Source organism: Floridaenema flaviceps BLCC-F50 (assembly GCF_041929275.2).
GTDB classification, from domain to species: Bacteria; Cyanobacteriota; Cyanobacteriia; order Cyanobacteriales; family Aerosakkonemataceae; genus Floridanema; species Floridanema flaviceps.
Genome location: NZ_JBHFNR020000001.1, coordinates 62,130 through 88,007 on the forward strand (window position 1 = coordinate 62,130; position 25,878 = coordinate 88,007).

The window sequence follows — 25,878 nt, forward strand, 5'->3', positions numbered from 1 at the left end:
GACGACTCTCCTGTTCAAACCAACTTAGTTAAGTCGATATTTAGGTAAGGTAGCCTCATGTCCATAACCATTGCCCCAGAGCAGATTGACAGAATTGTTTGGAATCAGCATCACGACCCTTATGAAGTACTAGGGCCTCATACGATAGAACAGAATGGCAAAACCGTCTGGGTGGTGCGAAGCTACTTGCCCAATGCAGATGCAGCCTGGGTAATTCTACCGGAACAACGGAAAGAATATCAGATGCAGCCTGTACATAATCCCCACTTCTTTGAATGTGTCCTTGATGATGTCACAGAACTAGCAAACTATCAGTTGCACGTCAAAGAAGGCGAACATCAGAGGGTTATCTATGACCCTTACGCTTTTCGTTCTCCCCATCTCACGGAGTTTGATATTCATCTGTTTGGGGAAGGAAATCATCACCGAATTTATGAAAAGTTAGGCGCACACCTAACCGAAGTCAACGGGGTAAAAGGTGTGTATTTTGCGGTTTGGGCACCGAATGCGCGAAATGTTTCTATATTAGGTGATTTCAACTGGTGGGATGGGCGCAAACATCAGATGGCAAGGCGGGTAAATGGGATTTGGGAACTGTTTATCCCCGGAATTGGTGTGGGAGAGCATTACAAGTTTGAGATTAAAAATCATGCGGGTCACATTTACGAGAAAAGCGACCCTTACGGCTATCAACAGGAAGTTCGACCAAAAACCGCTTCAATTGTTACCGATTTAAGTACCTACACTTGGAACGACGAAGAATGGATGGAGAAGCGGCGTTACACTGAGCCTTTGACTAAACCAATTGCGGTTTATGAATGTCATTTGGGTTCTTGGTTACACGCTTCTTCGGCTGAACCTGCCAAATTACCTAATGGGGAAACTGAACCTGTAGTTATTACTTCCGAACTTAGACCGGGGGCGCGGTTCCTGACTTATCGGGAGTTGGCAGATTACTTGATTCCTTATGTTAAGGAATTAGGCTTTACTCACATTGAATTGTTGCCTATAGCAGAACACCCGTTTGATGGTTCTTGGGGTTATCAGGTGACTGGGTTTTATGCGCCGACTTCTCGCTTTGGTAAGCCGGAAGATTTCATGTATTTTGTGGATAAGTGCCATGAAAACGGTATTGGCGTAATTGTGGACTGGGTGCCGGGACATTTCCCCAAGGATGGTCATGGTTTGGCTTTCTTTGATGGTACGCATTTGTACGAACACGAGGACCCCCGGAAGGGCGAACACAAGGGTTGGGGAACTTTGGTGTTCAATTATGCTCGCAACGAGGTGCGGAATTTCTTAGTTGCGAATGCGCTGTTTTGGTTCGATAAGTACCACATTGATGGTATTCGGGTGGATGCGGTGGCTTCGATGATTTATTGGAATTACTGTCGTCCTGATGGGGAATGGGTGGCTAATCAGTATGGTGGTTGCGAAAATATTGAGGGTGCGGATTTTCTGCGCCAGATGAACCACGTAATTTTTAGTTATTTCCCTGGTATTCTTTCTATTGCTGAGGAGTCTACTTCTTGGCCGATGGTTTCTTGGCCTACTTATGTGGGCGGTTTGGGCTTTAATTTGAAGTGGAATATGGGTTGGATGCACGATATGTTGGATTATTTCCACATGGACCCTTGGTTCCGCCAGTTCCACCAAAACAATGTTACTTTCAGTATTTGGTATCACCACAGCGAGAATTTTATGCTGGCGCTATCTCATGATGAGGTGGTGCATGGTAAGAGTCCGCTGATTGGTAAGATGCCTGGTGATGAGTGGCAGAAGTTCGCTAATGTGCGGGCTCTGCTGGCTTATATGTATGCTCACCCTGGTAAGAAGACTCTGTTTATGAGTATGGAGTTTGGTCAGTGGAGTGAGTGGAATGTTTGGTCGGATTTGGAGTGGCATTTGTTGCAATATGACGCTCATAAAGAATTGAAGTTGTTTATGACGGAGTTGAATCATTTGTATCAAACCGAACCTGCTTTATATACTCAGGATTTCGGTCAGGAGGGATTCTACTGGATTGATTGCAGCGATAATCGTCATAGTGTGATTTCGTTTGTGCGTCGTGCTAAGGATTCTGAGGAGTTCGTTGTGGCGGTGTGTAATTTTACGCCACAACCTCATAGTCATTACCGCATAGGTGTGCCGCAACCGGGTTTTTATAAGGAGTTGTTCAATAGTGATGCCCGGAAGTATGGTGGTAGCAATATGGGGAATTTAGGTGGTAAGTGGTCTGATGATTGGGGATACCATAATCAACCTTATTCGCTGGATTTGTGTTTACCGCCTTTGGGTGTGTTGATTTTGAAGTTGGAACCGCCAGAGGTTAAGGAAGAGGATGCTGTGGATGTGGATGCTCACTTGTCTTAAGCTGTAAAGCTAGTTCGTTGTGACGACTTTAGTCGTTCTGTTGGGAAAGATTACGACGTAGGGACACGGCATGAAAGAGATAACGGTAAGAATTGCAAATTATTGATGATGCCGTGTCCCTACCCTCACCAACGAACTTAGTTTTGGCATCCTCTGTCGCTGTCTGTACGCATGGCTCCCAGTAAGGTGGAAACAAATACGCAACGCCTGGGGGCTGTGTCGTTGGCTCCGGGGGACATAAAGGTAATTCTACCTAGTTGTCCGTTGACTCTGCCTTTATATTGAAATTGAATGTTGTAAGTTTCGTTAGTTTGTCTTAGTGTGGTTCTAGTTCGATCGATCTCTATTTGATCGGCATCTTCACCCAGTAAGTTGTCCCATCTGCGTTGAGTTTCTGTGTCGTTAACTGGATGTACTGACCATTGTATTGTGCGATCGCTTTTCCGAAAACTGGCTTCCCAAACTCGTTTTTCGCTTTTGGCTTTGTGTTGGGCTTGTCTGATGATATTTAGCGCTTCTGCTTGGGCGCTGTTGAGGCGATGGCGTTTGAGGATGACTTGCCAGGTGGGGGCTGCGATCGCTGCTAGGATACCAGTGGTAGCAACTACTACTAACAGTTCTACAATGGTCAAGCCGCTATTGAAGCTGGAAGGTTGGGATTTCATTTTAAAGACTGTAAACGCACCTGAGTTAGTATTCCCTTACAGGTGCGTTTGGTCACAAGTTTGACATAAGTATATTTAAACTGTTTTTTGTTTATTGATCAGTTTGCTAATTATTCATTATCCTCGACGTGCGGTTTGCACCAGTGTGGGACAGTCATTGTCTGAACCTGCACTGGTAGCACCCATGATCGTCATCACAGCTACACAGCGCTTTGTACCTGCTCTTACTCCTAAACTTCCTTGATTGTCTCTAGTGCCAAAGGTAATTCCACCTGTTTGGGTGGATTCGGTTTTCAGTAAGCCTTTGTATTGAAACAGAACGCTGTAAGTGTTTGAACCAGCATTTGATAGAGTTGTGTTAGCTGAATCAATGGCGATCTTATCGGCATCTTCACTTGCTAAGTCATTCCAAGCAATACCAGCATTGGGGTGTTGTCCGGGATTAAGACAGCGGTTATTATTGCCGTCATCAGGATGTTGCGGTTGTACTGACCACTGCACTTTGGTTCCGGTATCACGAAAGCAAGCTTGCCAAACTCTTTTTTCTCTTTTGGCGTTGGATTGAGCTTCCCGCAGAACCATTACTGCTTCAGCTTGGGCAGTGTTTACCCTTTGTCTGGTTAACCATTGTAACCAGCTGGGTGCGACAATTGCTGACAAAATACCGATAATTACTACAACGACGATCATTTCTACCATAGTGAAACCGTCGTTGGTTTGCTTCGAGTAGGGTTTCATTTTTGTGCTCCTAATTTCTCATTTGTGCAATTGCTGCTTTTAGGAATTGAGAAAGTAATTACTACTGTGCTCCTTGTTGTTTATCTACGACACCACGAGCTACTGCTTGGGTTTTTACAGCTAAAAGTGGTGCCACTTTCACACCTGCTTTACCAGTTGGGTTGCCTCTGAGGAATATCAAAACGTCTTGGTTAGCGTTACTTCGATCGGAACCTGTACCACTTGTATTATTGGTGCTGACGCAAACCATAAAGCTAGGGCGATTAAAAGCAGCACCTGTTGTTGGGGGAATCTGACTGTAGTTTTGCTCGTCAGGACATTTAGGATTATCTGGCGCTCGTAAATTATCGCTATATAGAGGACTGGTACGTGACTCTGTTGGATAATCTACAAAATCGACTAAAACTTGGGTGGTACCTTGTGCTATGCCACTCTGTCGATTTGTACGGTTGCCGTCCAAAGGCCAAGTGGCAAATGTAACAGTATTTTCTTGGGGATCGGTATATCCTGTGGTTTTTGTTAAGTCGCCTACACCATCTAACCTATATTTTGGTATTTGGAGACGGGCAATCCGAGATACGCCTTTCCATCCTCCAAGAGCGTCTTGGCGATCGTTAACTTTCTGCATATATATCACTAGGCTGAAAGCTCTCCGCCTAATTAATAGCAAGTCGCACTCGGTTCGCTTCTCATTATTTTGCCCAAATTGACCGCAATCACCAAGGTCTTGCATATCAGCATCGGAAATTGTTTCTGGTTTCCAGAAAGCTAGTATTGGCGTGTAACCATCAGGTATTTGTACATAATTTTTAATACCTGGCAAATTATCTGGCCCGCCACCGTTAAGACCGTTGTTATCGTAAATGTAAGCTGCCTCGCGGATGTCGTTGACCATAAAATCAAGTGCCATCTGAATTTCCCGTTGGGTTTCGTTACGGGCGTATTCTCGGCGGTCTGTTTGCAACAAATCTACAACGAGGTCTAGGAGTGCTACGATTACGAAAGTAGCAACTAGGGTGGCAACTAGTAGTTCTAAGACTGTAAAACCAGAATTTTTATTCCGTTTTTTAGAACTACGATTTCGCCACTTGAGTATAGTTTCAAGAAATTTTGTAGCCATTGTTTTTCTGAAGAATTATATAAAGAACTAACAATTTATTTAGTTACAGCGAAAATTTCCCGAACCTAAAAATTGTTGGTAACATTGGAGCGAAATTCCTGTATCGCTGCGAACTACATTGGTATACATAACTGCTAGTGGTCGCCTTTGTTGCTGCCCTAAGCCAGTAGTCATAGTCAAAGCAGCGGCGCGTGTTTCTAAATTACCAAAGTTCTGTCTTGCTGTGTAAGCATATACTCTCACACCCATGCCAAAAGCCATCAGTCTATTGTTGGTGTCTCTAACCCCTGCTGTACGGTAGGTTTGTACAATAAAGTCAAAATTTCTATCGCCATTCACATCAACTGCTAGGGCTTGGCTGGCGGCGTTAGAGAATTGTTGCCTGCTGTCGGCTGGGATAGTAACTTCGGAGCTAGGAGCAGGTTCCTGCTGAACGTTATTATTTGGCGCACCACTTTGGGGGGGTAAAAACTCTGTTGTATCGTTGTAAACTCCCCGCTCTACTGTGCGTCTTACTTTGTCAATCTCTCCCTGAGCTAACTGCAAAGCTTGTTCAGCACGGCGGTTTTGTATCCTAGAGGCAACTGTGAGAAAAATCGGAGGAGTAAAAGCTGTGACTACGATCGCGATAATGACGATCCCAATCAAGCATTCCAATAAACTGAATCCTCTGGTTGAGGTGTTTTTTGTTGGTAAGTTGGTGAGTATTGCTAAATCTAATTTACTTTTGAAGTATCCTTGAGCCCCCCTTGAGGAAGGAGGGCCAAAAACTGAATTGTTTTTTCCTAGTAGCATTTTGGCCTCCACTGTTATTTATTTATTGATGATTAGTTGCATTCTCTTTGGGATGCTGGGTCTTGTCCGTTCAGACGATTGAGAGCCAGACGTAACCGACAAATGTAGGGATCGTCTACTTGTAAATCTCGGTAGAACTCACTACGCTTTTTGCCAGAAGCAACGAAACGTTGAGACATTGGGCCTGCTGGTGCGTATTGCAGCCCCACATCATAACCCCACACCCGGTTTGGTGCCCAGTAATATAAATTATTGCCACCAGTGCCGTTGGTTGCTGGTTCCCAAACAGAACTGTTTTGAGTGTAAGGACCCGTAGCGTAGGTACTGAAGTTTAATTGCACAAAAGCCCCGTTAATTATAGAGTTGACGCTCTGCCAGTTTTCAATGTATCTGGGGAAGTTGTGCAAACCACCATTTTGCAGCCCTGTGCGAGTGGGTATGATGCCACTGACAACGATCGCATTAACTCTGGTTTCGGTAGCTTGGTTAATATCACCTGAGTAGTTAGTGTCTAAGGAGCGATAACCGGATTCGGTTCTTTGTGATGCGACAGGACAAACTCCACTAGTTGTACCATCACAGTACATAGGGTGGCCGTCGCGGGAAACTTTAATCGGTAATAAGTTATTAGTGGTCGATCTTACTGTTCCATCTTCGAGCAACCAAGACCTACTAGAGGTACTAGGCCCATTGATGGCGCGGTAAGAATAGCGATCGCTTACTCTAGGATTGCTTCCATCTTGTGTAATCCCCAAGTCTATGTATCCTTTGCGGAAATTATTAGACAGCATAGTTATAGCATCGCTAAGGATTTCCGCAGGTCGCCAAGTATCTTTGCCAGAACCGCTTCTGCCAAAGCGATCGTCCAATGTATTCCGAGTGTAGAAGATGCCCCAGTTAGGCGCTTGGTTGGCGTTAAATATCTTGTCGGTAAATTCTTCAATTAGACTATTACCTGTTCCATCTGTGCTGTGGAAGTTAAAGTCTCCGTGAATATAAACCGGGTTATCGGAAACAAAGGTGATCCCTCTGGGGTTTTCTTGATCGACGCTACCACCGGGAAAACGTCTCAGGTCTTGACCGTTTCTCAACCGGAAACCATAAGGACGGCGATCGGGATCGGGTTTAAAATCTACTGGTTTACGCGAGAGGCCATTGCTTTCTAATGGTGGATCTGAGGGGCTACTGGGATCGGCATTGTTACCAACAGTTCCGCTTCCGGGTCTAGCAATAGCATCTTCCCGTGCTGCATCTTCCCGGAACCCATAGACGATACCGCTTTTTGGTAGCCAGGTATTGTTGTTAGGTACCGATCCGCGCCGCAATAGGTTGAGGTCAAGGGTTAAGGCACGCACCGTCATTTTTTCTCGGGTGTCGAAGAAGGCGGTGTCTATGAGTGAGGTAAATCGGTTTTGATTACCGCTGGGAGTAGTGATCCGAAAATCGTTTTGATCTGCGGGCGCTGGGTTAGGTTGGTCGCTGGTGGGTAAGTACCAGTTTCCACCCGCACTGTTGTTGCCGCCTGTCCAGTTTTCACCTTTTGGCGCAAGGGCTATTTCGGTTAAATTGGCTTGGTTAATTTCTGTAAACTGTCCTCCATCAACTGCAACGCTTCCTACTCTAGTTATGTAATCTTCGGTTGGAGGTTGACTAGTGGTGCGAGCGTGTGAACTGGTGGGGAAGATGTAGTAAAGAGAGGGATATTTAGGCTGGGATGGACATAATACTCCCAACGCACGGGCACCAGTAGTCAGACTACCAGAAACGCTTATACCAGGGAACTTGGTCGTAGGATCGCACGCCAATTGCGGTAACGGAATTTCAGCAGTTGTGTTGCTGTTATCGTGGTCAAAAGTGGGAGGGGTTGTAAGAGGAGTCGAATTAGCAAAACCTAATGTTCGATCGCGCTCTATTTGCTCTTTCATTGCCACCATTCTGGCTAGCTTCTGGTTGTCTCCTGTTAAAAGACTGAGGTAAACATCTGTTGATACAGGAGTAGGAACTGTATAGCTGGTAGTTGCGTTTATATTTACTACACCTGTGGTGCGATTTACCTCTCCATTGGCTGTATTTCCATCAGACAGAAGCCGCAAGGCATTCTCCAAATTTCCTAAATTTGTGAGATCTGATGAATAGTTGTAGTTATTAAAATAGTTGACGTTATAAGCCAACATTCCCACTGCACAACCAGCACTGTGTAAATAAGATTTATCTGCAATGCTGAGTTCGCTATAGGATGTCTGCATTGCTCGCCGCAGGTTGGAAAAATTCCCCCACATAGTCAAATATGGATCTGGATTAACCTGTCCGCTTTGTTGCTGGGGTGGGAAAGCACCTTCTGGATCGCCTGCAAAATTAGCCAAATTTTGCAGCGCATTTCTCAAAGCACCACCATTACTATATTTATCCTGGGAATGAACTGTATATTCCCATCCATTAGTTCCCTTGCCAGTAAGGAAATCACTATACAAGCGCGTTGCACCAGTGTAGATAGGATATGTTTCTCCAGCTACATTGAAATTTCTACTATTCAAATCTGTTTGCTCAGTTCCCGGATGAGCCGTAGTTGCTACACAAGCAACAGGGAAGTCTCCTGCGGGGTTGCCCAAACCGCTATCGTGATGATAAACAACTGTTGCTTGAACTGCGGCTAAGTTATCTCTGAGAGTACGTCTTTGTTGTTGTTCGTGGGATGTGGATGTAGCAACAGGATAAAGTGGGTCGTTATTATTTTGCCAACCATTAGTATTACCCAATTCCAACCGGGGTGAAACAATTACTCGCAAACCATTTGCCCAGGCGCGACGTTCCCAGTAACCATCTAAACCAAGTTCTCTAAATTCTGGATCAGCTACTGGGTCGGTGGTGTTGGAAATCAATTTCTTGATTTTTGGATCGCCAAGGTTATTGGGGATAGGCTGACCATTTTTTCGGCTGGAATCATTGAGCCATAACTCTGAGTCTACGCGATCGTATCTTGGTTTGGGACCCCAGCGGTTATCGGCTCGGTAAGTATCGTCAACATAGGGAGGATTTTGTTGCTGGTTGCGAAATCTGCCTTGTGTTCGCAAAGATCTGTTATCCCAACCACCATCTCTGGCATCTCTGTTAGTTGACTGACCTCCTATGGCACTGGAGCGGTCTTGAGTAAACAAAATTACCGGATTGATCGCCACTTGCCCGGCTGATTTAGTTGATGAGTCGCTATTGGTATCTAGAGTAGCTGGAACTACGTCATTTCGACTCCGATCGGGATCTGTGTTATTACCGCCTGCCTGTTGCAGGTCAATTTTTGCGGAACCACTAGCATCATCAGCCGGTCTGTTTGCTTGAAATTGTCCTTGATATTGTGGTGATCCTCCTGGAGGTGTTGGTTCTTCCAGAACAGTAATTTCCGAGGAATCTTTGCCATAGAAGCAAGATTTGGGGGAGCTAATCAGATAAGCTCTAAATTTATCGCCACTGATAAAGATGTTGCCTGCACTGTACATGGTTCCGTTCCAGTTGAAATCAAAACCTGGATAAATTTCCATGTCGTAGCGGAACCAAGCGCCCCATCTGTTGGCTCTGTCTAGTTGTCTATCTTGTTGAAATTCTAAGGTGGCAACTGTGCGGCTGGTTCCTTCTTTTCGGGAAACTACAATGGCATCTACCTGGAATGTTTTGCGTAGTACACCGCTACCTGATGGATACCAGACACTTTCATCTACAGGGCGAATAGTTCCTGGCGGCGGAGGTGTAGTACTACTCCGAGTCAGATCAGCACAAACTGGGTCGTTAAGATTGATGGTATTAATTGGGCCGTTGCGAGTTACTAGGAAGCTAGCTTTTTCTTTGTCTGTGTCTGCACGACCGTTAGCATCTGGGATCGGTCTTCCGTCCCTGTCTGTACCAAGTACACCACTGATACTGATATTGTTATTGTCACTTCTGCTTCTTAAATAGATCCCATATACGACGGTTTCCTTTATTCCGTCATTATCTACGTCAGCCTTGTAAGCCCAAGCTGGATCGGGAATTCCGTCCTGGTTTAAGTCTAAGCGTGTTTCGCCTCCTTGTTCTTCGCCGCCTTCAAAAGTGTAGGGGTTAGGAGTAACGATACTTGTCAATTCAGGGTAGAGACTGTTATCATTAACCAGCATTTTTAACAACAACTGATCTGATACAGCACCAGTTGGCATCCGAGTATCTTGCGTAAACAAATATTCTAGTTTTGCCTTTGCTCTCTCAATTGCTGGAGTTGCCGCATTATAAATAACTTGTTCTTCCCGCGCCCCAATAACTTGACTAGTTCGGTTTTGAGTCCGCACTAAAAGAGTTGCAACAACTAAGGTTACAACTAATAACAACATGACTACTGTTGGCAACACAAAACCTGCTTTAGCATGATTCTGTCGCCCCTTGCCAATCCCAATTAGTAAGACAGTGCGTAAAAACCAATCAATTACACTTTTACTAACAGTATTTGCCAAAATCCAAGTTCGTTTAAATAACTTGCGAAATGCCCTTTTAATAGCTCTAATTTGTCTGCGTTTAAACATGGCTGCAATCCTTGGCTTAAGAGAATCTTGCTTCTAACAGGCGGGAAAATAAATTATGCTTTTCCCTAATGGAAATTAATATTTAAGAAAGATTTTGCGGGATTCATAAAACTTTTATAAAGTTTCACGCTTAACTCTGTAGTAACAACTAAAAACCTCTTATGCCACCGAGAAAATACGCTTTAATGTCAACTAGACTTGGGTGAGAAATTCTATGTAATTTAACGGAGCAAGAGAGAGTTTTGGGAAAATAGTAGTAGATAGGACAGAAGCTTACCTGTGGAAAAATAAAGTTTATCTTCGTTGGAGTCATGAGCGTTGTGATTTGCCTACTAGAGGTTGTGCGATCGCGATCGTAAAGTAGTGGGAGCAGAGGATTTTTTTCATTTGCGCCTACCATCAGATAACGAATCAACTAAAAACAACGTCAGCAATTTTCCCCTAGAGAACTACAATCCTTGGGAGGATTTTTCTTACTTCTTTACGAAAACTTTAAAAAAAGTTCCTCATCAGGGACTAGACTTATAATACCCAAGACGCACCGGAAACCTATCACCTCTAGGCGAGAAAAGAGAGCAGAGGGGTTCTCGGCGCAGGGGAGATAACTTAAAACTCCAAAGGCAAAACTTAAAATTTTCTGCAAAACTTTCCCTTAAACAACAATTCCCCCGTAATTTCCCTTAGTTCAGGGAGCGGGGGAATTGTCGGGAATAGCAAGTAAAACAAGATTAACTAAGGGAAACCCACCTGGGGGATTGTCCAAAATCCAATTAAAACTTATTTAGGTTAATTCCAGCTTCTTTCGCCATTGCTGCTAAACCTTTTTTCTCCAAAGTCTTAATCGCTTTAGTAGAAATACGAAGTCTTACCCAGCGCTTTCCTTCTTCCCACCAAATGCGCTTTGACTGCAAGTTCACTTCTTGCAACTTTTTGTTACGACGGTGGGAGTGGGAGACGGCATAAGCGTTGTTGGCTTTTTTGCCTGTCAGTTGACAAACTTTCGACATACAATTCTCCAGGTTTCTGTTTTTTGGCTGCAATCTTTTATTCTGACACATTCCTGTAGGGTGCGTTAACGCAGTGTAACGCACCGCATAATTTTGGCGATCGCAACTTGAGAGCGATCTTTTGTAAGACTTCTTCAACTGAGATCTTGCAGCATCTGAGGTAGAACCTCCCAATACTCGTTCCCCGGTTGAACCGGGGAACGAGAAAACGAACGCACCCGAAGGAATTAGGCTTTGCGTAAGTCCGATAATTGTGATTTTGGCGATCGCAAAGAATAAAATTCGGTGGGTTAGGCTGTGGCTAAGGCACCCTAGAGTACTGATTTTGGCGATCGCAAAGAATAAAATTCGGTGGGTTAGGCTGTGGCTAAGGCACCCTAGAGTACTGATTTTGGCGATCGCAAAGAATAAAATTCGGTGGGTTAGGCTGTGGCTAAGGCACCCTAGAGTACTGATTTTGGCGATCGCAAAGAATAAAATTCGGTGGGTTAGGCTGTGGCTAAGGCACCCTAGAGTACTGATTTTGGCGATCGCAAAGAATAAAATTCGGTGCGTTACGGCTACGCCTAACGCACCCTACACCTACACCTCAATACTAGGATAAGAGCGCTAAAGCGCAACAACGTACTTAACTATTTGCTGGTTAGGCGGGTTAAGACTTGATTTGACCTTTCGACGAAGGCTTTCATTGCTTCTGCGTCAAAGGCTTTTTGGGACATCAGTGCTAAGTCATAGACGTGATGACAAATCATGTTAGCTAACTCAGCGCTGGGTGATTGTCCTTCTCCTTGGATGATGCTACTTTGACTCAAACTCACGAGATTTTGGATGAGTGGGTGAGAGGTATTCACTACTAAGGTGTGTTCTTCGGGGAATAGCATTGTTTGTTGCTGCATTAGGGCATTCATTTCCCGCAGTCGCCGCAGAAATTCTGGTAAGAGTACCATTGCTGGTGGTGTTCCTTGGGGATCGTCTGATTTTAAGGCTTCGGTGCGAATAGTAACTTTGGGTTTGTTGAGTGCTTTCTCGAAGATTTCTTTAATCAGTTCGCTGCGCGTTTTGTTGGTGGTGCTGTCTACGATTTCCGCTGCTTTGTTTTCATCAATCAGGGTTTTATCTAAGTCAGCATCAACGCGAGAGAATTGTACATTATTAAACTCTCTCTCTAAGAAGGAGATGAAGTGAGAGTCAATGAATGAGTCCATAAATAGGACTTCCAACCCTTGTTTTTTGTGCAACTCAACGTAGGTTGCTTGGCTTGCTTCATCGCTACAGTAGAATACTCGGTTTTCATGACGTTCTTTGTTGCGTTCCAAGTATTCTTTTAAAGTGGTGTAAGTTCTACCTTGTTGGTCTTTTTGATTAGGGGTTGTACTCACTTCTTGCCAAGGATCGCCTTCTTGTCGTTGTACTTCGACTGTAGGTGTATCAGCAGATTTGGTTGCTGTTTCTTCTCCTTGGTAGGTGGTGCGATAGATAATAATATCTTCGACTTGCTTTTTAAATTTCTCGTCGTTCATCGCCCCAAATTTGACGAAGGTGCCAATATCTTGCCAACAGGTGATGTATTCGGAGCGATTTTCTTTGTAGAGTTCGTTTAAGCGATCGCCAACTTTTTTCGCTACAAAGTCAGCGATTTTGCGGACAGTGCGATCGACTTGCAGCGCACTCCGAGAAACGTTCAAAGGAATATCTGGCGAGTCAATTACCCCGCGCATTGGTAACAAAAATCTCGGCATAATTTCTTCGCAGTGATCGCTGACGAAGACTTGGCTACAAAATAGTTTAATCTGACCTTTTGTAACATCAACATCAGGTCGCATTTTGGGGAAGAAAAGAATGCCGTTAATTTGGAAAGGATAGTCAGTATTTAGATGTACCCACAGCAAAGGGTCTTCTTGAAAAGGATAGAGATAGCGGTAAAATTCTAGGTAATCTTCTTGCTTTAATTCTCTCGGAGATTGTCGCCAAATTGCCTTTTGCTTGTTTAATACTTCTTCGTCCAGTTTGATGGGTACTGGCATGAAGTCGCAATAGGTTTTGACTAATTGGCGAATTCTGGCAGATTCGAGATATTCTAGTTCTTCTTCTTGTAGAGTTAGGGTGATAGTAGTACCCTGTTGGGTGCGGGTTGAATCTTCTAATGTAAAGTTTGGTGAACCGTCGCAAGTCCAGTGAACTGCTTGGGCATCCTTTTGGTAGGAGAGGGTATCAATCTCCACTTTTTGGGCAACCATAAAAGAGGAGTAAAACCCTAAACCAAAGTGACCAATAATTGATTCCCCGTTGCTTTGGTATTTCTGGATGAATTCTTCGGCGCTGGAAAAGGCGACTTGGTTAATATATTTCTTAACCTCGTCAGCGGTCATCCCAATGCCATTATCTGTAATGGAAAGGGTTTTGTTGTCTTTGTCAATGGCAATTTGAATTTCCGGTTCCGCGACTTCGCCAGAAAATTCTCCAGCACGGGATACCATTTTAAGTTTCTGAATAGCATCTACAGCGTTGGAAATCAATTCCCGTAAGAAAACTTCATGACCTGAGTAAAGAGATTTCTTGATGATGGGAAAAATATTCTCGCTATGAATAGTAATCGTACCTTGTTCGAGCATGGTCATAAGTTCAATTCAGGTTGTTATACTTTCTCCAGAATAGATTTTCCGCGATCGCTTGGTACTTTGGTTTCAGGATTTACCCCCAGCCGCAATTCGGATTTCCCTACTTTCTAAAGTTAGGGGATCAGTTTCCTAATTAACATTATGTAACATATTCAGATTGTGCTATTTAACTCTTACACTTTTATTTTTGGGTTTTTGCCAATTACGCTGCTTGTATTCTTTGGGCTAACCAAGTTTCGGACCATCAAAGCAGCTTCCGTTTGGTTGTTTATCGCCAGCTTGTTTTTCTACGGCTACTGGAACGTCGCTTACGTGCCGCTTCTGCTTATCTCAATGGTATTTAACTATCAAATGGGCAGATTGCTTTATTTGGCAAGGGGAAATAAACACCAAGCTCAAGTATTGCTTGGGGTCGGTATAAGTTTAAATTTACTAGCTTTAGGGTATTACAAATACGCAAATTTTTTTATAATTTCTTTTAATCAGTTATTTAACTTTCATTTATTCGCGCCAAATGTGGTATTACCACTAGCAATTTCCTTTTTCACCTTTACTCAAAGCGCTTATTTGGTAGATGCTTATCGCGGGGAAACGAAAAACTATGATTTTCTCACATACAGTTTATTTGTTTTATTTTTCCCGCACTTAATTGCAGGGCCAATTGTACGTCATCACGAACTCGTCCCGCAATTTGAGAAAGTACGCAATTTTGTTTTTTCGCATAAAAACATGGCGATGGGAATTACCATGTTTATTTTAGGGTTAGCTAAAAAGGTATTGATAGCAGATAACATATCCCCCTGGGTAGCGCCGATATTTGCTCACGCTAGCGATTGTACTTTTGTGGAAGCATGGGTAGGGGCGTTGAGTTATACTTTTCAACTATATTTTGATTTTTCTGGCTACTCAGATATGGCGATCGGGTTGGGATGGATGATGAATATTGACCTGCCTATCAATTTCAATTCGCCTTATAAATCAACTTCTATCAGTGAATTTTGGAGACGGTGGCACATCACTCTTTCTAATTTTTTGCGCGATTATTTATATATCCCCTTGGGTGGAAATCGACGCGGGGAATTGCGCCGCTATACCAATCTTTTGATTACTATGCTGTTAGGCGGACTGTGGCACGGTGCGGGTTGGACTTTTGTGGTGTGGGGTGGATTGCACGGACTGTTCCTAGTAATTAATCATGCTTGGCGAAAGTTGAATATCCCATTACCAAAAATTTTGGCTTGGGCGATCACGTTTTTTGCTGTTGTAATTAGTTGGGTATTTTTCAGGGCGCACAGCATCCATGATGGGATAGAAATGGCGCAAACTATGCTAGGTATGAAACCTTTGGTTTTGCCAGTTGCCTATAAAAGCTTTCTAGGTTGGCTGAGTCTATTTGGGGCGGAATTTAAGGGATGGCAACAGTTTTCTTACCTGCCACTTCTGGGTGGGCAAATAAGTCTACTCCTATTAGCTGGATTGACTCTAGGGGTAGTTTTGTTACCGAATACCCAGGAAATTATGAAGTGGATAAAACCAAGGATATTATGGGCACTATTGGTGGGTACATTAGCTGTTTTATGTTTAATTTCCCTAAATCGCGTTTCGGAATTCCTTTATTTCCAATTTTAATAAAAAAATGAAGTCTTACCGTCGATATAGTTTGATTCTGGTGGCAGTGATCTTAGTTGAGTCTTTGTTATTTGCGTCATTTAACCTAGTTGTTGATCCTTACGGAGTGATGAATAGTCGTATCATTTCTAAGGTAAATAGGTTAAAGCCAGAAATTAACGATCATGTGATGCTTTACAAAGCGGTCGCTGTTACCAGGATAAAGCCAAAAGTGATTTTTATTGGTTCATCCAGAACTGAGTTTGGATTAGATCCCAAGCATCCCGTCTTCGCTAATTCCCCATCTACTTACAATTTGGCTTTGACTGGAGCAAATATGTATCCGGTGATGAGGTATTTGCAACACGCGATCGCCAATCAGCCCAACTTGCAACAAGTTGTCATAGGTATTGATTTATTCATGTTCAGTAATTTAAGCGAAATCCCATCAGATTTTTCAGAAACCAGATTAGAAAGGCAAACAATTGCCCCCCAAGATGCCCTAAATGTTTTATTCTCTTTAGATGCTTTTCAAGCAAGTAGAGATACAATAGATATCAATAAAAAAGATTCTAAATCTATCGGTTATTTTTACCCTGATGGCAGGCGGGATGACCGATACTACGTTAAGCAGGTTTATGAAAATAAACCACTTCTAGTTATTTTTAAAGAAGTTATTAAAAAAAATCATTTTCGCGCTCCAATAAAAGATAAAGACTTGCAATTGTCTAACTCATTATTAAGCAATTTTAAAACTATAGTTAGTATATGCAAACAACGAAATATAGATATCAAAATTTTGATTTCCCCTTCCCATGCTACGGAATGGGAAGCGCTACGGGTGAGGGAAATTTGGCCGATTTTTGAACAGTGGAAACGAGAAATTGTCAAAATTGCACCTGTGTGGGATTTCTCTGGTTACAACAGCATTACCACGGAAGCGATCGGCAAAAATATGAAAAATTACATAGATAATTCCCACTATCGCAAAGAAGTGGGCGATTTAGTACTCAACCGAATTTTCCGCTATAACGAAGAAAGCGTTCCCGCAGATTTCGGCGTGCTGCTAACGCCAGAGAACATTGAATCCCACCTAGCTAAGATTCGTAGCGATCGCGAAATTTGGGCTAAAAATAACCCGGATGTGGTGCAATTCGTCGAGAACTTAAAACCCCAATCAAAATAGCGTAGGTGACGATAAGCTTTCGCTAACCCATCCCACCATTAATTGCAGGAAGAAAAGAGTTAAGCCTTTTTCTGGTGGACTTCTACGAATTTATCCCAAGTTACAGCATACTTACCTGGAGTGAAGGGAAAAGGTTTATCTGTTGTTCGACCTGTTAGTTTGGTTAAGAAATCCCAATTCGGGTCTGCTACGACATTCCACTCGTGCAGCTTGACTCCCATCTTTTTCGCCATAGCAATACAAACTTCGTTGTGTTTGTGGTAGGAATCTTCAAAGCGAGTGCGATCGAATTCCAACCCGCCATAAAGATACTGCCTCACGCTAACTTCAAAATCATTTAAGCTATCAAGGGGGCGTGTTTCATACCACAATTGGCAATCATCAAGCCAACTTGACAAATCTCTCACAGTTAAAATAAAAATTCCGTTTCTAGGCAATAAACCCTGCCTGAACCACATTCCAACCGGGGTATCTGTCGCTACGTCGTACCTCCAAAGACTTTCAACAGATGTAGGATAATGTATCCAGCGGTAACCAAGTAAACTCATAGCTCTACCAGCCGTTTGGTTGCCAGTAACTGCCAGCCCTACATAATAATACTTGGCAGGTGGCAAATTAATAATTAACTTTTTGAGAACACTTTTGATGTTCATTCTTGCCATCCAAAAACACAGTTCTTAAAGAATTCAAAGCTTTTTCATCAGTACAGTTTAAAACTATCGGGAGCATCGTTTTCTCCCCAATTGAGTAGGGGCTTTAAAACGCTGCTTTTGCGCTGGTTATAGACGCTAACGTACCAGGTACAACGCTTGCAAACATCAGGAAAATCACCGCGATTGTGACTGTGAATAATTTCCTCAATAGCTTTACCTTCCCAAACTTCCGAAAGCTTTGATTCTTTCAGATCGCCTACAATTAATTCCGCCTCCACATCGCGACAGGCGCAGGCGTTTACTTTGCCATTCACCAGCACTACTGGCTTCATATAAAGCATTTCACAAGCACCGCGTTTGTGAGGCATTAAACGCGGTGCCAGCCCAACTGCCTGCAAATCCTCAGCTTTTACCTTTCCAGCCCAAGAATCATAGGAATTGAGGTGTTCTATATTAAGAAGTCCTTCACGTTCCCAAGCGCGAAACTTCTTCCAAACTTCTCCTTTACATTGGGAGAGGGGACAACGGAGCGCGATCGTGAAACGAATGGGAGAACCTGTGCCACGTTTTGCTTCCACGAACGCCTCAACATTGCGGCTGACCATATCGAAGCGATCGACACCCATAATAGCTTTGTAAGTTTCTCGATCAAACCCACCCCAAGAGACGTGAATCTTCAGCTTATCGCCGTAAACAAGAAGCTTTTCGCTCACTTGCGGCTTCATCAAAATTGCGTTGGTGTAAAAGTAAAACCCTTCTATTTCTTGGCGTTTGTAGAGATCGTCTAACCTAGCGAACAGGTGCGGATCGACAAATGGATCGCCTACAATTGGGGTCAGGGAGATATATTTCCCACCCATTGCCACATACTGATCAATAATGCGGCGAAAATCGTCCAAAGGCATGACCTCTTTTGCCCTTTCCATTTGCGGATAGGCGCAGAAAGTACATCTGGCGTTGCAGGTATTTGTAGCTTCAATGTGGAGTCCTCGTGGGAGTCCGCGCAACTTCTCCAACTGCTTCTGAAATGTCTGTCGTCGAAAGCGGAAGTTGTACTCAGTCGAGATAACGTCAAGCCAAAGATCGAAGCGATGTTCCCCAGCCTGGAGAATTGATTTTACTTGACTCTTCAGGGGCTGGGGGATGAGAGACTTGAGGTTGCTGAGCATAAAACTTACCTATACCATTAGGACAACAGGATGCAACCGATCGATTTATGTTTATTATAGTTTGTACGTCTAGTTCTGCCACTGGATTGTTATTTACTAATTTTTTTCGTTTGCGTTTAATATACTAATAGCCAGTACCACAAATTATATGCCGTTAGTATCCGTAATAATACCAATTTTTAACGGAGAGAAAACAATTAGAGACACCATTGAATCTGTTATAAATCAAACCTTCTCAAACTGGGAATTGATCGCGATCGATGATGGTTCGCAAGACGCAACATTAGATATTGTTTCAAGTATTAAAGATAGTCGTTTAAAGGTATTTTCTTATCCTAACGCTGGCGCTCCTACAAGTCGTAACCGAGGCTTTTCCCATTCAGAGGGTGAATTTATTGCCTTTTTAGATGCGGACGATTGCTGGACACCGGACAAGCTAGAGGCTCAATTGAAAGCTCTGCAAGAAAATCCCGATGCTGCTGTCGCATACAGTTGGAGCGATTTTGTGGATGAATCGGGTTCGTTTTTACGGCAGGGTAGTCACAGCACTGTAAGTGGTAATGTCTATGAAAAGCTTTTATTAGCTGATTTTTTAGACAATGGTTCTAACCCTTTGATTCGTCGGCAAGCTTTTATGGAAGTTGGGGGTTTTGATGAATCGCTGCCTGCGGGACAAGATTGGGATCTGTATTTGCGTTTAGCTGCACGGTACAATTTCGTAGTTGTGCCTGTGTCGCAAATTTTATATAGAGTTTCTGCAAATTCCATATCTTCTAATGTGATGCGGTTGGAATCAGGTTGCTTAAAAGCGATCGAACGTGCATTTTCTCAAGCTCCTGAATCATTGCAGTATCTCAAACCGTACAGCCTAGCAAACCTTTATAAATATCTGACATTCAAGATTCTTGACGCACCTCCTGAACGGCACAAAGGTCTAGCAGCGGCACGATTTATTTGGCAAGCGATCGTTTGCGATCGCGATCGTCTGCCAAAGCAACAAATCCTTTTCAGGATATTACTTAAAATTGCTTTATTCACTCTCCTACCATCTAAAAAGGCTCAGGCATTGATCGATAAATCCAATACCTTGCCAAAAATCCAGAATGTCTTACTTAGCTATATGCGCTAATAATTTGCCTAAAATAAAGTGATTGCTATATAGAACAGAGTTGATATGCCACTTATTTCTGTAATTATTCCGGTTTACAACGGTGAAGCGACTATTAAAGAGACGATCGCATCAGTTTTAAACCAAACCTTTAAAGACTTTGAATTAATAGTAATTAATGACGGTTCCACTGACTCAACCCTGGATGTAGTTTCCAGCATTCAAGATCCGCGAATTAAGGTGTTTTCTTATCCCAATGGTAATCAAGCGGTGAGTCGCAACCGAGGTTTATCTCACGCCACAGGCGAATATATTTCCTTTATAGATGCTGACGATCTTTGGACACCAGATAAGCTAGAAGCTCAATTAAAAGCATTGCAAGAAAATCCTCAAGCAGCTGTAGCTTATAGCTGGACTGATTTAATTGATGAAGAAGGTAATTTTATTCGTGGAGGTGCCAAAATATATTGGAAAGGTGAATCTCATGCCAGGTTGTTGTTGAATGATTTTATCGAAAGTGGCTCTAATGTTTTGATTCGTGCTGAAGCTTTTCAGGAAGTTGGTAAATTTGATGAGTCGCTTCCCCCGGCGGAAGATTGGGATATGTGGATTCGACTAGCGGCTCGTTATCATTATATAGTTGTGCCATCAATACAAGTTTTATATCGAGTTCGGACTAATTCCAGTTCTACTAATGTTTTGAAGATGGAACAAGTAAGCTTGCGAATTATTGAGCAACGTTATGCAGAAGCTCCTGAGTCGATCCAACATTTAAAGTGGTATAGTCTGGGAAACCGCTACAAATATTTAGTATTCAAGGCGTTAGAAGGACTTCCAGTAAGACAAAGAGGTTTAACAGCAATTAGACTTCTTTGGCAAGCTGTTAAATACGATCCGGTTTTGCTGCAAAGGCGAATCATTTGGAAAGTGTTATTAAGAATTGCCATAACAGTTATTCTGCCATCTAAATTAGCTCAAGCTGTGCTAAACAAATTTAAAAACCTGACGGATATTTTGACTTTAGTGATTCTCATCCGTGTGGATCTTGTTGCTCCTCAAACCTAAGCAAATATTAATTCTGTTAATATTTGCTTAAATGTTTGACCTGCAACAGACCAATTTAAGCGGGATTGATATTCGTTAAATGAGGAGAGAGCTAGGCGTTTGTATTCGCTATAGTTCGCCATCAGGGAAGCAATATAGTCACAATATTCCGAAATCTTCGCATCTGAGGAAAAAATTTTTCCGTTTAAGTTATGTTTAATAATAGTTGGTATACCGCCAACATTTGTGGCTAAACAAGGCACTCCAAAGGAATTAGCTTCGCAGAAGACTATTCCATAGCACTCTGCTTGGGAAGGTAAAATCAAAAAATGGGATTCAGCTAACAACTGATTTATTTTGTTTTCTCCTTCTTTGGTGGATTTACTGATAAATCCTAAAGGTTTAACAAAACTAGGTAAAGGTTCGTTAGAAATAGGTTGGCAACCAATTATTGTTAGTTCAGTTTTGATGCCTATTTTGTTTAATTCCTTGGCTACTTCAAGCGCTATATCTCCTCCCTTCCTGATCCATTCAACTCCAAAAAATAGTAATTTACAGACAAAGGGACTCCTGGCATCTACTATTTGGCGAATGTCATCTAATGTGCGATCGCATTCTATATTAGCTCCCGCTGGAACTACTTTTACTTTAGAAGCAGTAATTCCGTAATTTTTAATAGCTGTTTCCGCCGCCCAATCAGACCAATATATAATTAATTTACATCTATCTAAAGCAGCTTTCTCCAAAGTATAAATATTTTTAAGAGTTTCATTGCATAAATTACTTAACCAGGGATAATTATTGATCAAAGCGGCCAAAGTTGAATCTGTCCACAAAACTATTGGCTGCTTGCATTCCAGATAAGAAATTGGTACAGCATTTTCTGGACAAAGCACTATATCTGAGTTTAAATTAGATAATTTATGAGAAATTTGTTGAGCATAATCTTGCAGTACTAAAGGTTCTGACCATCTGTAATAATCTTTCTTGAATAAGTAGCGATAAAAACTCCATTTAGCTCTAGTTATCACTTTAAATTTATGAGAAAAATAATTAATATAATCAATGGAAATAGATGGCTCTTGGAGATTTTTTGCTAGGTAATAACCTGCTCCACAAAGCCCTACTTGATGTTTAGGCCAATTCTGACTATTGAGAACATCATAAGTTGTCACGTAAGCTAACTTTACCACTTAAATTAACTCCTGCAATAAGTTTTTAACTGTTTGCCCTGCCACAGTCCAGTTTAATCTTGTTTGATATTCCATAAACGATGAAAGAGCTAAATTTGTATACTCTTGATAGTTGTTCATCAAATAGGTAATATAGTTGCAGTAATCCGAGATATTAGCATCAAGCGAAAAACTTTTGCCATTGATGTTATCTCTGATAACGGTTGGGATTCCACCTGTATTTGTAGCTATACAAGGCAAACCAAAAGAATTAGCTTCGCAGAAAACATGACCATAACACTCGGCTTGGGAAGGTAGAATGAAAAAATGGGATTCTGCTAGTAATTTATTTATTTGTTCTACACCTTCTTGTTTGGATTTATCGATAAAGCCTAAAGATTTGACGAAGCTGGGTAAAGGTTCGCTTGCGATCGGTTGACAACCCACTATAGTTAACTCAGTATTGATACCTTTCTTATTTAATTCTTTAGCTACTTCCAGAGCTAAAGGGCCACCCTTCCTAAACCAATCAACACCAATAAATAATAATTTACAAGGTTTTGCTTTTCTGCTTTTGACTAGATTATCGATCTCGTCGAAATCTCTATTTTCCTCAATATTTGCTCCAAAAGGAACTATTCTTAATTTTGATTTGTCAAAGTCGTAGTTTTCTATTGCTGTTTTAGCAGTCCATTCAGAGGAAAAAATAATCATACTACACTTAGTTAAAGCCAGCCTGTCCATATTAATTAAATGCTGCTTAGTTTCTGGACAAAGGTTGATATACTCAGGATAATAATTTATTAAACCTGCATAAATAGTATCCACCCATAAAACGATAGGCTGGGAACAATTAAGGTAGGCTAGAAAGTTAATATCTGGTGATAAGATAATGTTCGCTTCTATATCTAAAAGTTTTCTTTCTATCTGGCGAGCATAATCTTGATTGAAAATAGGATCTCCCCAAGGATGGTACACTTGTTGGAAAATATTTTTATAAATCTTCGATTTTAATCTAGGTAAAATTGCCCTCTTTTTGTTTAAAGGACCCAGATAGCAAACAGTTGTTAATTTATCTTTTAAAGCTTTAGCTATGTAATAACTTCTTCCCCAGTGACCTAGTTGGCTTTTTCGCCAACCAGTTCTATCTAATGATTTCAGGTCGAATTCTGTAATATAGGCTATATTCATTGATTTTTCTTAATTCTTAAGTAAGGACCATATAACTGTCCTATTTTTGCTTGCCATTCACAAGCTGTGGCTAAATCATGTTCGATCGCATTTCTATATTTCAGATAGTAACCTAGAACTTTCAAGCTATCGCGAAACGTATAAATTGGTAACAAAAAGGATAGTAAAGGACGCTGCCAAGGATAAAACCGAGCCAAGCGGGTAAGATGGATGGAAAGACCGTATCCTCTGGCTAGTTTGAGCAGATAAGATTTTTCTAACCTATGAGATGGAATATGATGCCAAATTTCCATTTTGGGATTGTGCCAAAGTTCCCATTTACTATTTTGAATATAAAACATGACTTCGGCATCTTCACCAGCAACCATTGTGGTTTCATCTCTACCTTTAATTAATAGTTTTTCTGGTGGGGGAACACATTCTTGCCATGCTTGTTTGCGAATTACTGAACCTGGTGCAGCGGGGATGCGACGGGGTTTAGCTTTTCGTTCGTAGCAAAAAGCTGTATCACCGCGATCGTAAATTGTTAAATAACCTTTAATTCGCTCGAAATAAGGTGGCTCAATTTGGTCTAATTTGGCATGAATAATACCACCATAAGCTCCAATTAGGGGGTTATTTTTGCCAAATTTATATGCTTCGGCTACCCAATTTTCGGCTGGTAAATTATCATCATCTAAAAAACCAATTAATTCACAGCTTGCTTCCTTTACAGCGCGACTGCGTGCGTATGCCTGTCCTTGTCTTGGTTCAAAAATATATTTTATTTGTCGCTGAGGATACCATTGTTCGGCATAGCGAAAAATCACTGCTGCTGTGTTGTCGTTGCTGTTATTATCCACCACCAGCACTTCCCACTGAATATCTTCTGTACCAACTTGCTTTTGCAAGTGGTCTAAGACTTCAGGTAAACGTTTAGAACCATTAAAGGTAGGAATTGCTACAGTAAAGTCCACAGTTAGACAGATAAATTTTAGTTGATTTTAGAATAGCTTATGGTTAGCAATCTGGAGTAAATTTACTAACAAAACTTTATCTTTGTAAGTATCTTCTCCAAATGTAGAAAGGACTGATGAGACTGGCAATATAAAGTTCCATTTCGCAAGTAGTTACTAAATCTTTGCCGATCGCGCTTTTGTATTTCAGGATATGAAATATAATTTTGCGGATATCATTTAGCATATACGCCAGCATTGCTATAGGGCGTTGCCCGGTTTTCACACTTAACATACGGGTATGATAACGCGACAGTCCTGTTTCCCGACAGATTTTAATCAAATATTCTTTTTCTAAACGCTGGCGAGGAATGCGATGATAAATGCACATTTTAGGGTTATACCAAAGCTCCCATCCTGCTTTTTGAATGTATAGTAATGATTCTAAATCTTCTCCTCTTTGAGAAACTTGGTTATCACCTTTAGGCCCCAAAATTAACTGTTTGGGAACATTTTCTAACCATGCTTGCCTGCGAACAACTAATCCTGCTCCTGGTGGTAAAACTTTTTTTTGGGGTTCGTAAATTAGAGGTTCTGAACCTCTATTTGTGATTGCTAGTAAAGGAGCAATTCTCTCAAAATTTTCTGGAGGACTAACTTCAAATTCACCATAAATTCGACTGCCGTAAGCACCAACGCGATCGTTCTTTTGCCCGAAAGTATATGCTTGTGCTATCCATTCGGGAGCAGGTAAATTATCGTCATCAAGAAAGCCGATAAATTTTCCTGTAGCTTCTTCTACGGCTCTTTGTCTGGCAAAAGCTAACCCTTGTTGAGGTTCAAAAATATATTTTAAAGGATAAGCTTGAGGCCAATTTTGTTGGTATTCTTCTACAACTTTCTTGGTGCGATCTGTGCTGTTATTATCAATTACTAAAATTTCCCAATTCAATTTTTCTGTGTTGATTTGCGATCGCAGTTTCTCCAGCACTTCTGGTAAACGAGCTGCGCCATTATATGTTGGTATAGCTACAGTTAAATCTATTTTAAACTTTTCACGGTTCATCGTTCATAGTCCAAACTACTTTTAAGTATACAATACCGCTCAAAACTCTCGATGAAAATCCCACTTTCTTTTATCTTCGGCCTCTTTTTTAAATGCAATACATCTGAGCTTCGGGATAAGTCCTAAATCTAAATCCGGTAGGAGAAATTCTGGTTTAAGAATAGTTCTTATTGGTTGAGAAATTCCTGCGGCATACTTCAGCAGTTTGCGTTGAAAAGAAAGCTGATATTCCCGCGTCGGAAAGCATTGAAATACGCTATATGAACGATTCCTAACAATAAATCGACAGACTTTTCTGATACTTGGAAAACTACAATCGTCTATCACAACTATCCCTCCAATATTTAACAGTTTATCAACAAAAAAGAAGTCTATAAGTGTGTGATCGAATGTGTGCATACCATCTATAAAAGCAAAATCAATTTTTATTTGCTTTGATTCAAGCTGAGGAAGTGCAAGATGAGAATACTCCTTATGAAATTCAATTATTTCTTCATAACCTGCCCTTTTTAAATTTTCCAAACCAATCCCCTTCCAATAATTAAATTGGAATGGGTCTATTATGATATGATGAGCAGGAGAATTTTTTTGCAGTGCTTCACATATAAAAAGGGCTGAAATTCCATAAGCAAGACCTACCTCCAGACTCACCTTTGGTTTTATTTTACTAATTATTTCCTGTAAAAAATAGCCTTGTTCAGCAGTAATTCCTGAATGTAATTTCACAGATTCCCCATCAGCAGATTTGACATGACCAGTCTGGAAAATTTCTTCTAAAACTGAATTCATCTCCTTTCATGCCTCCTTCTTTGATTGGCGATCGCGCTCTGCGATTTATGATACTACATTGAATGATTTCAACCCCAAAACAGTATATATAAATTTAAAA

The 25,878-nt window shown here is 41.6% G+C and carries 19 protein-coding genes; 5 read left to right on the forward strand and 14 right to left on the reverse strand.

Annotated elements, in window-relative coordinates; genetic code table 11:
* Positions 1–57: 57 nt before the first annotated feature.
* A complete protein-coding gene (gene glgB, locus ACE1CI_RS00255) occupies positions 58–2,373 on the forward strand; it encodes a 1,4-alpha-glucan branching enzyme (RefSeq protein ID WP_413264894.1) in 2,316 nt (771 codons plus the stop codon).
* A 137-nt stretch (positions 2,374–2,510) separates the two neighbouring features.
* Here the strand turns inward: glgB and ACE1CI_RS00260 are convergent, their stop codons facing one another.
* The 7 genes from ACE1CI_RS00260 to htpG all read right to left on the reverse strand — a co-directional run bounded on the left by ACE1CI_RS00260 (position 2,511) and on the right by htpG (position 13,851).
* Positions 2,511–3,038: a pilus assembly FimT family protein gene (locus ACE1CI_RS00260; protein ID WP_413264895.1), complete on the reverse strand. Its 528-nt coding sequence runs from the start codon at positions 3,036–3,038 to the stop codon at positions 2,511–2,513.
* A 117-nt stretch (positions 3,039–3,155) separates the two neighbouring features.
* Positions 3,156–3,776, reverse strand: coding sequence for a pilus assembly FimT family protein (locus ACE1CI_RS00265; RefSeq protein WP_413264896.1), 621 nt, complete (start codon positions 3,774–3,776; stop codon positions 3,156–3,158).
* Between the two features lie 61 nt (positions 3,777–3,837).
* Positions 3,838–4,896 carry a hypothetical protein gene (locus tag ACE1CI_RS00270; RefSeq protein ID WP_413264897.1) on the reverse strand — a complete coding sequence of 353 codons (1,059 nt, stop codon included), beginning with the start codon at positions 4,894–4,896 and terminating at the stop codon, positions 3,838–3,840.
* A 39-nt stretch (positions 4,897–4,935) separates the two neighbouring features.
* On the reverse strand, positions 4,936–5,691 hold the full coding sequence (locus ACE1CI_RS00275; RefSeq protein ID WP_413264898.1) for a prepilin-type N-terminal cleavage/methylation domain-containing protein: 756 nt from the start codon (positions 5,689–5,691) through the stop codon (positions 4,936–4,938).
* Positions 5,692–5,723: 32 nt separating this feature from the next.
* Positions 5,724–10,232, reverse strand: a complete 4,509-nt coding sequence (gene hpsA / locus ACE1CI_RS00280) for a hormogonium polysaccharide biosynthesis protein HpsA (protein WP_496615164.1) — start codon at positions 10,230–10,232, stop codon at positions 5,724–5,726.
* Between the two features lie 770 nt (positions 10,233–11,002).
* The gene (gene rpmB / locus ACE1CI_RS00285) at positions 11,003–11,239 is read right to left on the reverse strand and encodes a 50S ribosomal protein L28 (protein WP_413264900.1); all 237 of its coding nucleotides are present in this window, start codon (positions 11,237–11,239) and stop codon (positions 11,003–11,005) included.
* Between the two features lie 632 nt (positions 11,240–11,871).
* Positions 11,872–13,851 carry a molecular chaperone HtpG gene (htpG, locus tag ACE1CI_RS00290; RefSeq protein WP_459564068.1) on the reverse strand — a complete coding sequence of 660 codons (1,980 nt, stop codon included), beginning with the start codon at positions 13,849–13,851 and terminating at the stop codon, positions 11,872–11,874.
* Between the two features lie 165 nt (positions 13,852–14,016).
* On the opposite strand from htpG, the gene ACE1CI_RS00295 reads away from it, so the two are divergent.
* Entirely contained in the window at positions 14,017–15,486 is a 1,470-nt protein-coding gene (locus ACE1CI_RS00295; protein WP_496615165.1) for an MBOAT family O-acyltransferase, read from the forward strand.
* A 7-nt stretch (positions 15,487–15,493) separates the two neighbouring features.
* The gene (locus tag ACE1CI_RS00300) at positions 15,494–16,651 is read left to right on the forward strand and encodes a hypothetical protein (RefSeq protein WP_413264903.1); all 1,158 of its coding nucleotides are present in this window, start codon (positions 15,494–15,496) and stop codon (positions 16,649–16,651) included.
* Between the two features lie 59 nt (positions 16,652–16,710).
* Here the strand turns inward: ACE1CI_RS00300 and ACE1CI_RS00305 are convergent, their stop codons facing one another.
* Together ACE1CI_RS00305 and ACE1CI_RS00310 are read right to left on the reverse strand one after the other, a co-directional pair.
* The gene (locus ACE1CI_RS00305) at positions 16,711–17,304 is read right to left on the reverse strand and encodes a sulfotransferase family protein (RefSeq protein ID WP_413264904.1); all 594 of its coding nucleotides are present in this window, start codon (positions 17,302–17,304) and stop codon (positions 16,711–16,713) included.
* Positions 17,305–17,351: 47 nt separating this feature from the next.
* Positions 17,352–18,473 (reverse strand): radical SAM/SPASM domain-containing protein, encoded by a 1,122-nt coding sequence (locus tag ACE1CI_RS00310; protein ID WP_413264905.1) that lies wholly within the window; start codon positions 18,471–18,473, stop codon positions 17,352–17,354.
* Between the two features lie 148 nt (positions 18,474–18,621).
* Between ACE1CI_RS00310 and ACE1CI_RS00315 the strand changes: the two genes are divergently transcribed.
* Positions 18,622–19,602: a glycosyltransferase gene (locus ACE1CI_RS00315; protein ID WP_413264906.1), complete on the forward strand. Its 981-nt coding sequence runs from the start codon at positions 18,622–18,624 to the stop codon at positions 19,600–19,602.
* A 45-nt stretch (positions 19,603–19,647) separates the two neighbouring features.
* A complete protein-coding gene (locus ACE1CI_RS00320) occupies positions 19,648–20,646 on the forward strand; it encodes a glycosyltransferase (RefSeq protein ID WP_413264907.1) in 999 nt (332 codons plus the stop codon).
* Here ACE1CI_RS00320 and ACE1CI_RS00325 read toward each other — a convergent pair.
* The 5 genes from ACE1CI_RS00325 to ACE1CI_RS00345 form a co-directional block, all read right to left on the reverse strand.
* Positions 20,643–21,818 (reverse strand): glycosyltransferase family 4 protein, encoded by a 1,176-nt coding sequence (locus tag ACE1CI_RS00325; RefSeq protein WP_413264908.1) that lies wholly within the window; start codon positions 21,816–21,818, stop codon positions 20,643–20,645. The two genes, ACE1CI_RS00320 and ACE1CI_RS00325, sit on opposite strands and share 4 nt — an antisense overlap.
* Positions 21,819–22,988 (reverse strand): glycosyltransferase, encoded by a 1,170-nt coding sequence (locus tag ACE1CI_RS00330; protein WP_413264909.1) that lies wholly within the window; start codon positions 22,986–22,988, stop codon positions 21,819–21,821. It abuts the gene before it with no gap.
* Complete coding sequence (gene hpsE, locus ACE1CI_RS00335; protein ID WP_496615166.1) at positions 22,985–23,944, reverse strand: hormogonium polysaccharide biosynthesis glycosyltransferase HpsE; 960 nt, start codon at positions 23,942–23,944, stop codon at positions 22,985–22,987. The genes ACE1CI_RS00330 and hpsE (ACE1CI_RS00335) overlap by 4 nt, the downstream gene beginning before the upstream one ends.
* Before the next feature lie 76 nt (positions 23,945–24,020).
* A complete protein-coding gene (hpsE, locus tag ACE1CI_RS00340) occupies positions 24,021–24,989 on the reverse strand; it encodes a hormogonium polysaccharide biosynthesis glycosyltransferase HpsE (RefSeq protein ID WP_413264911.1) in 969 nt (322 codons plus the stop codon).
* 39 nt (positions 24,990–25,028) lie between these two features.
* Positions 25,029–25,778 carry a class I SAM-dependent methyltransferase gene (locus ACE1CI_RS00345; protein ID WP_413264912.1) on the reverse strand — a complete coding sequence of 250 codons (750 nt, stop codon included), beginning with the start codon at positions 25,776–25,778 and terminating at the stop codon, positions 25,029–25,031.
* Positions 25,779–25,878: the final 100 nt, after the last annotated feature.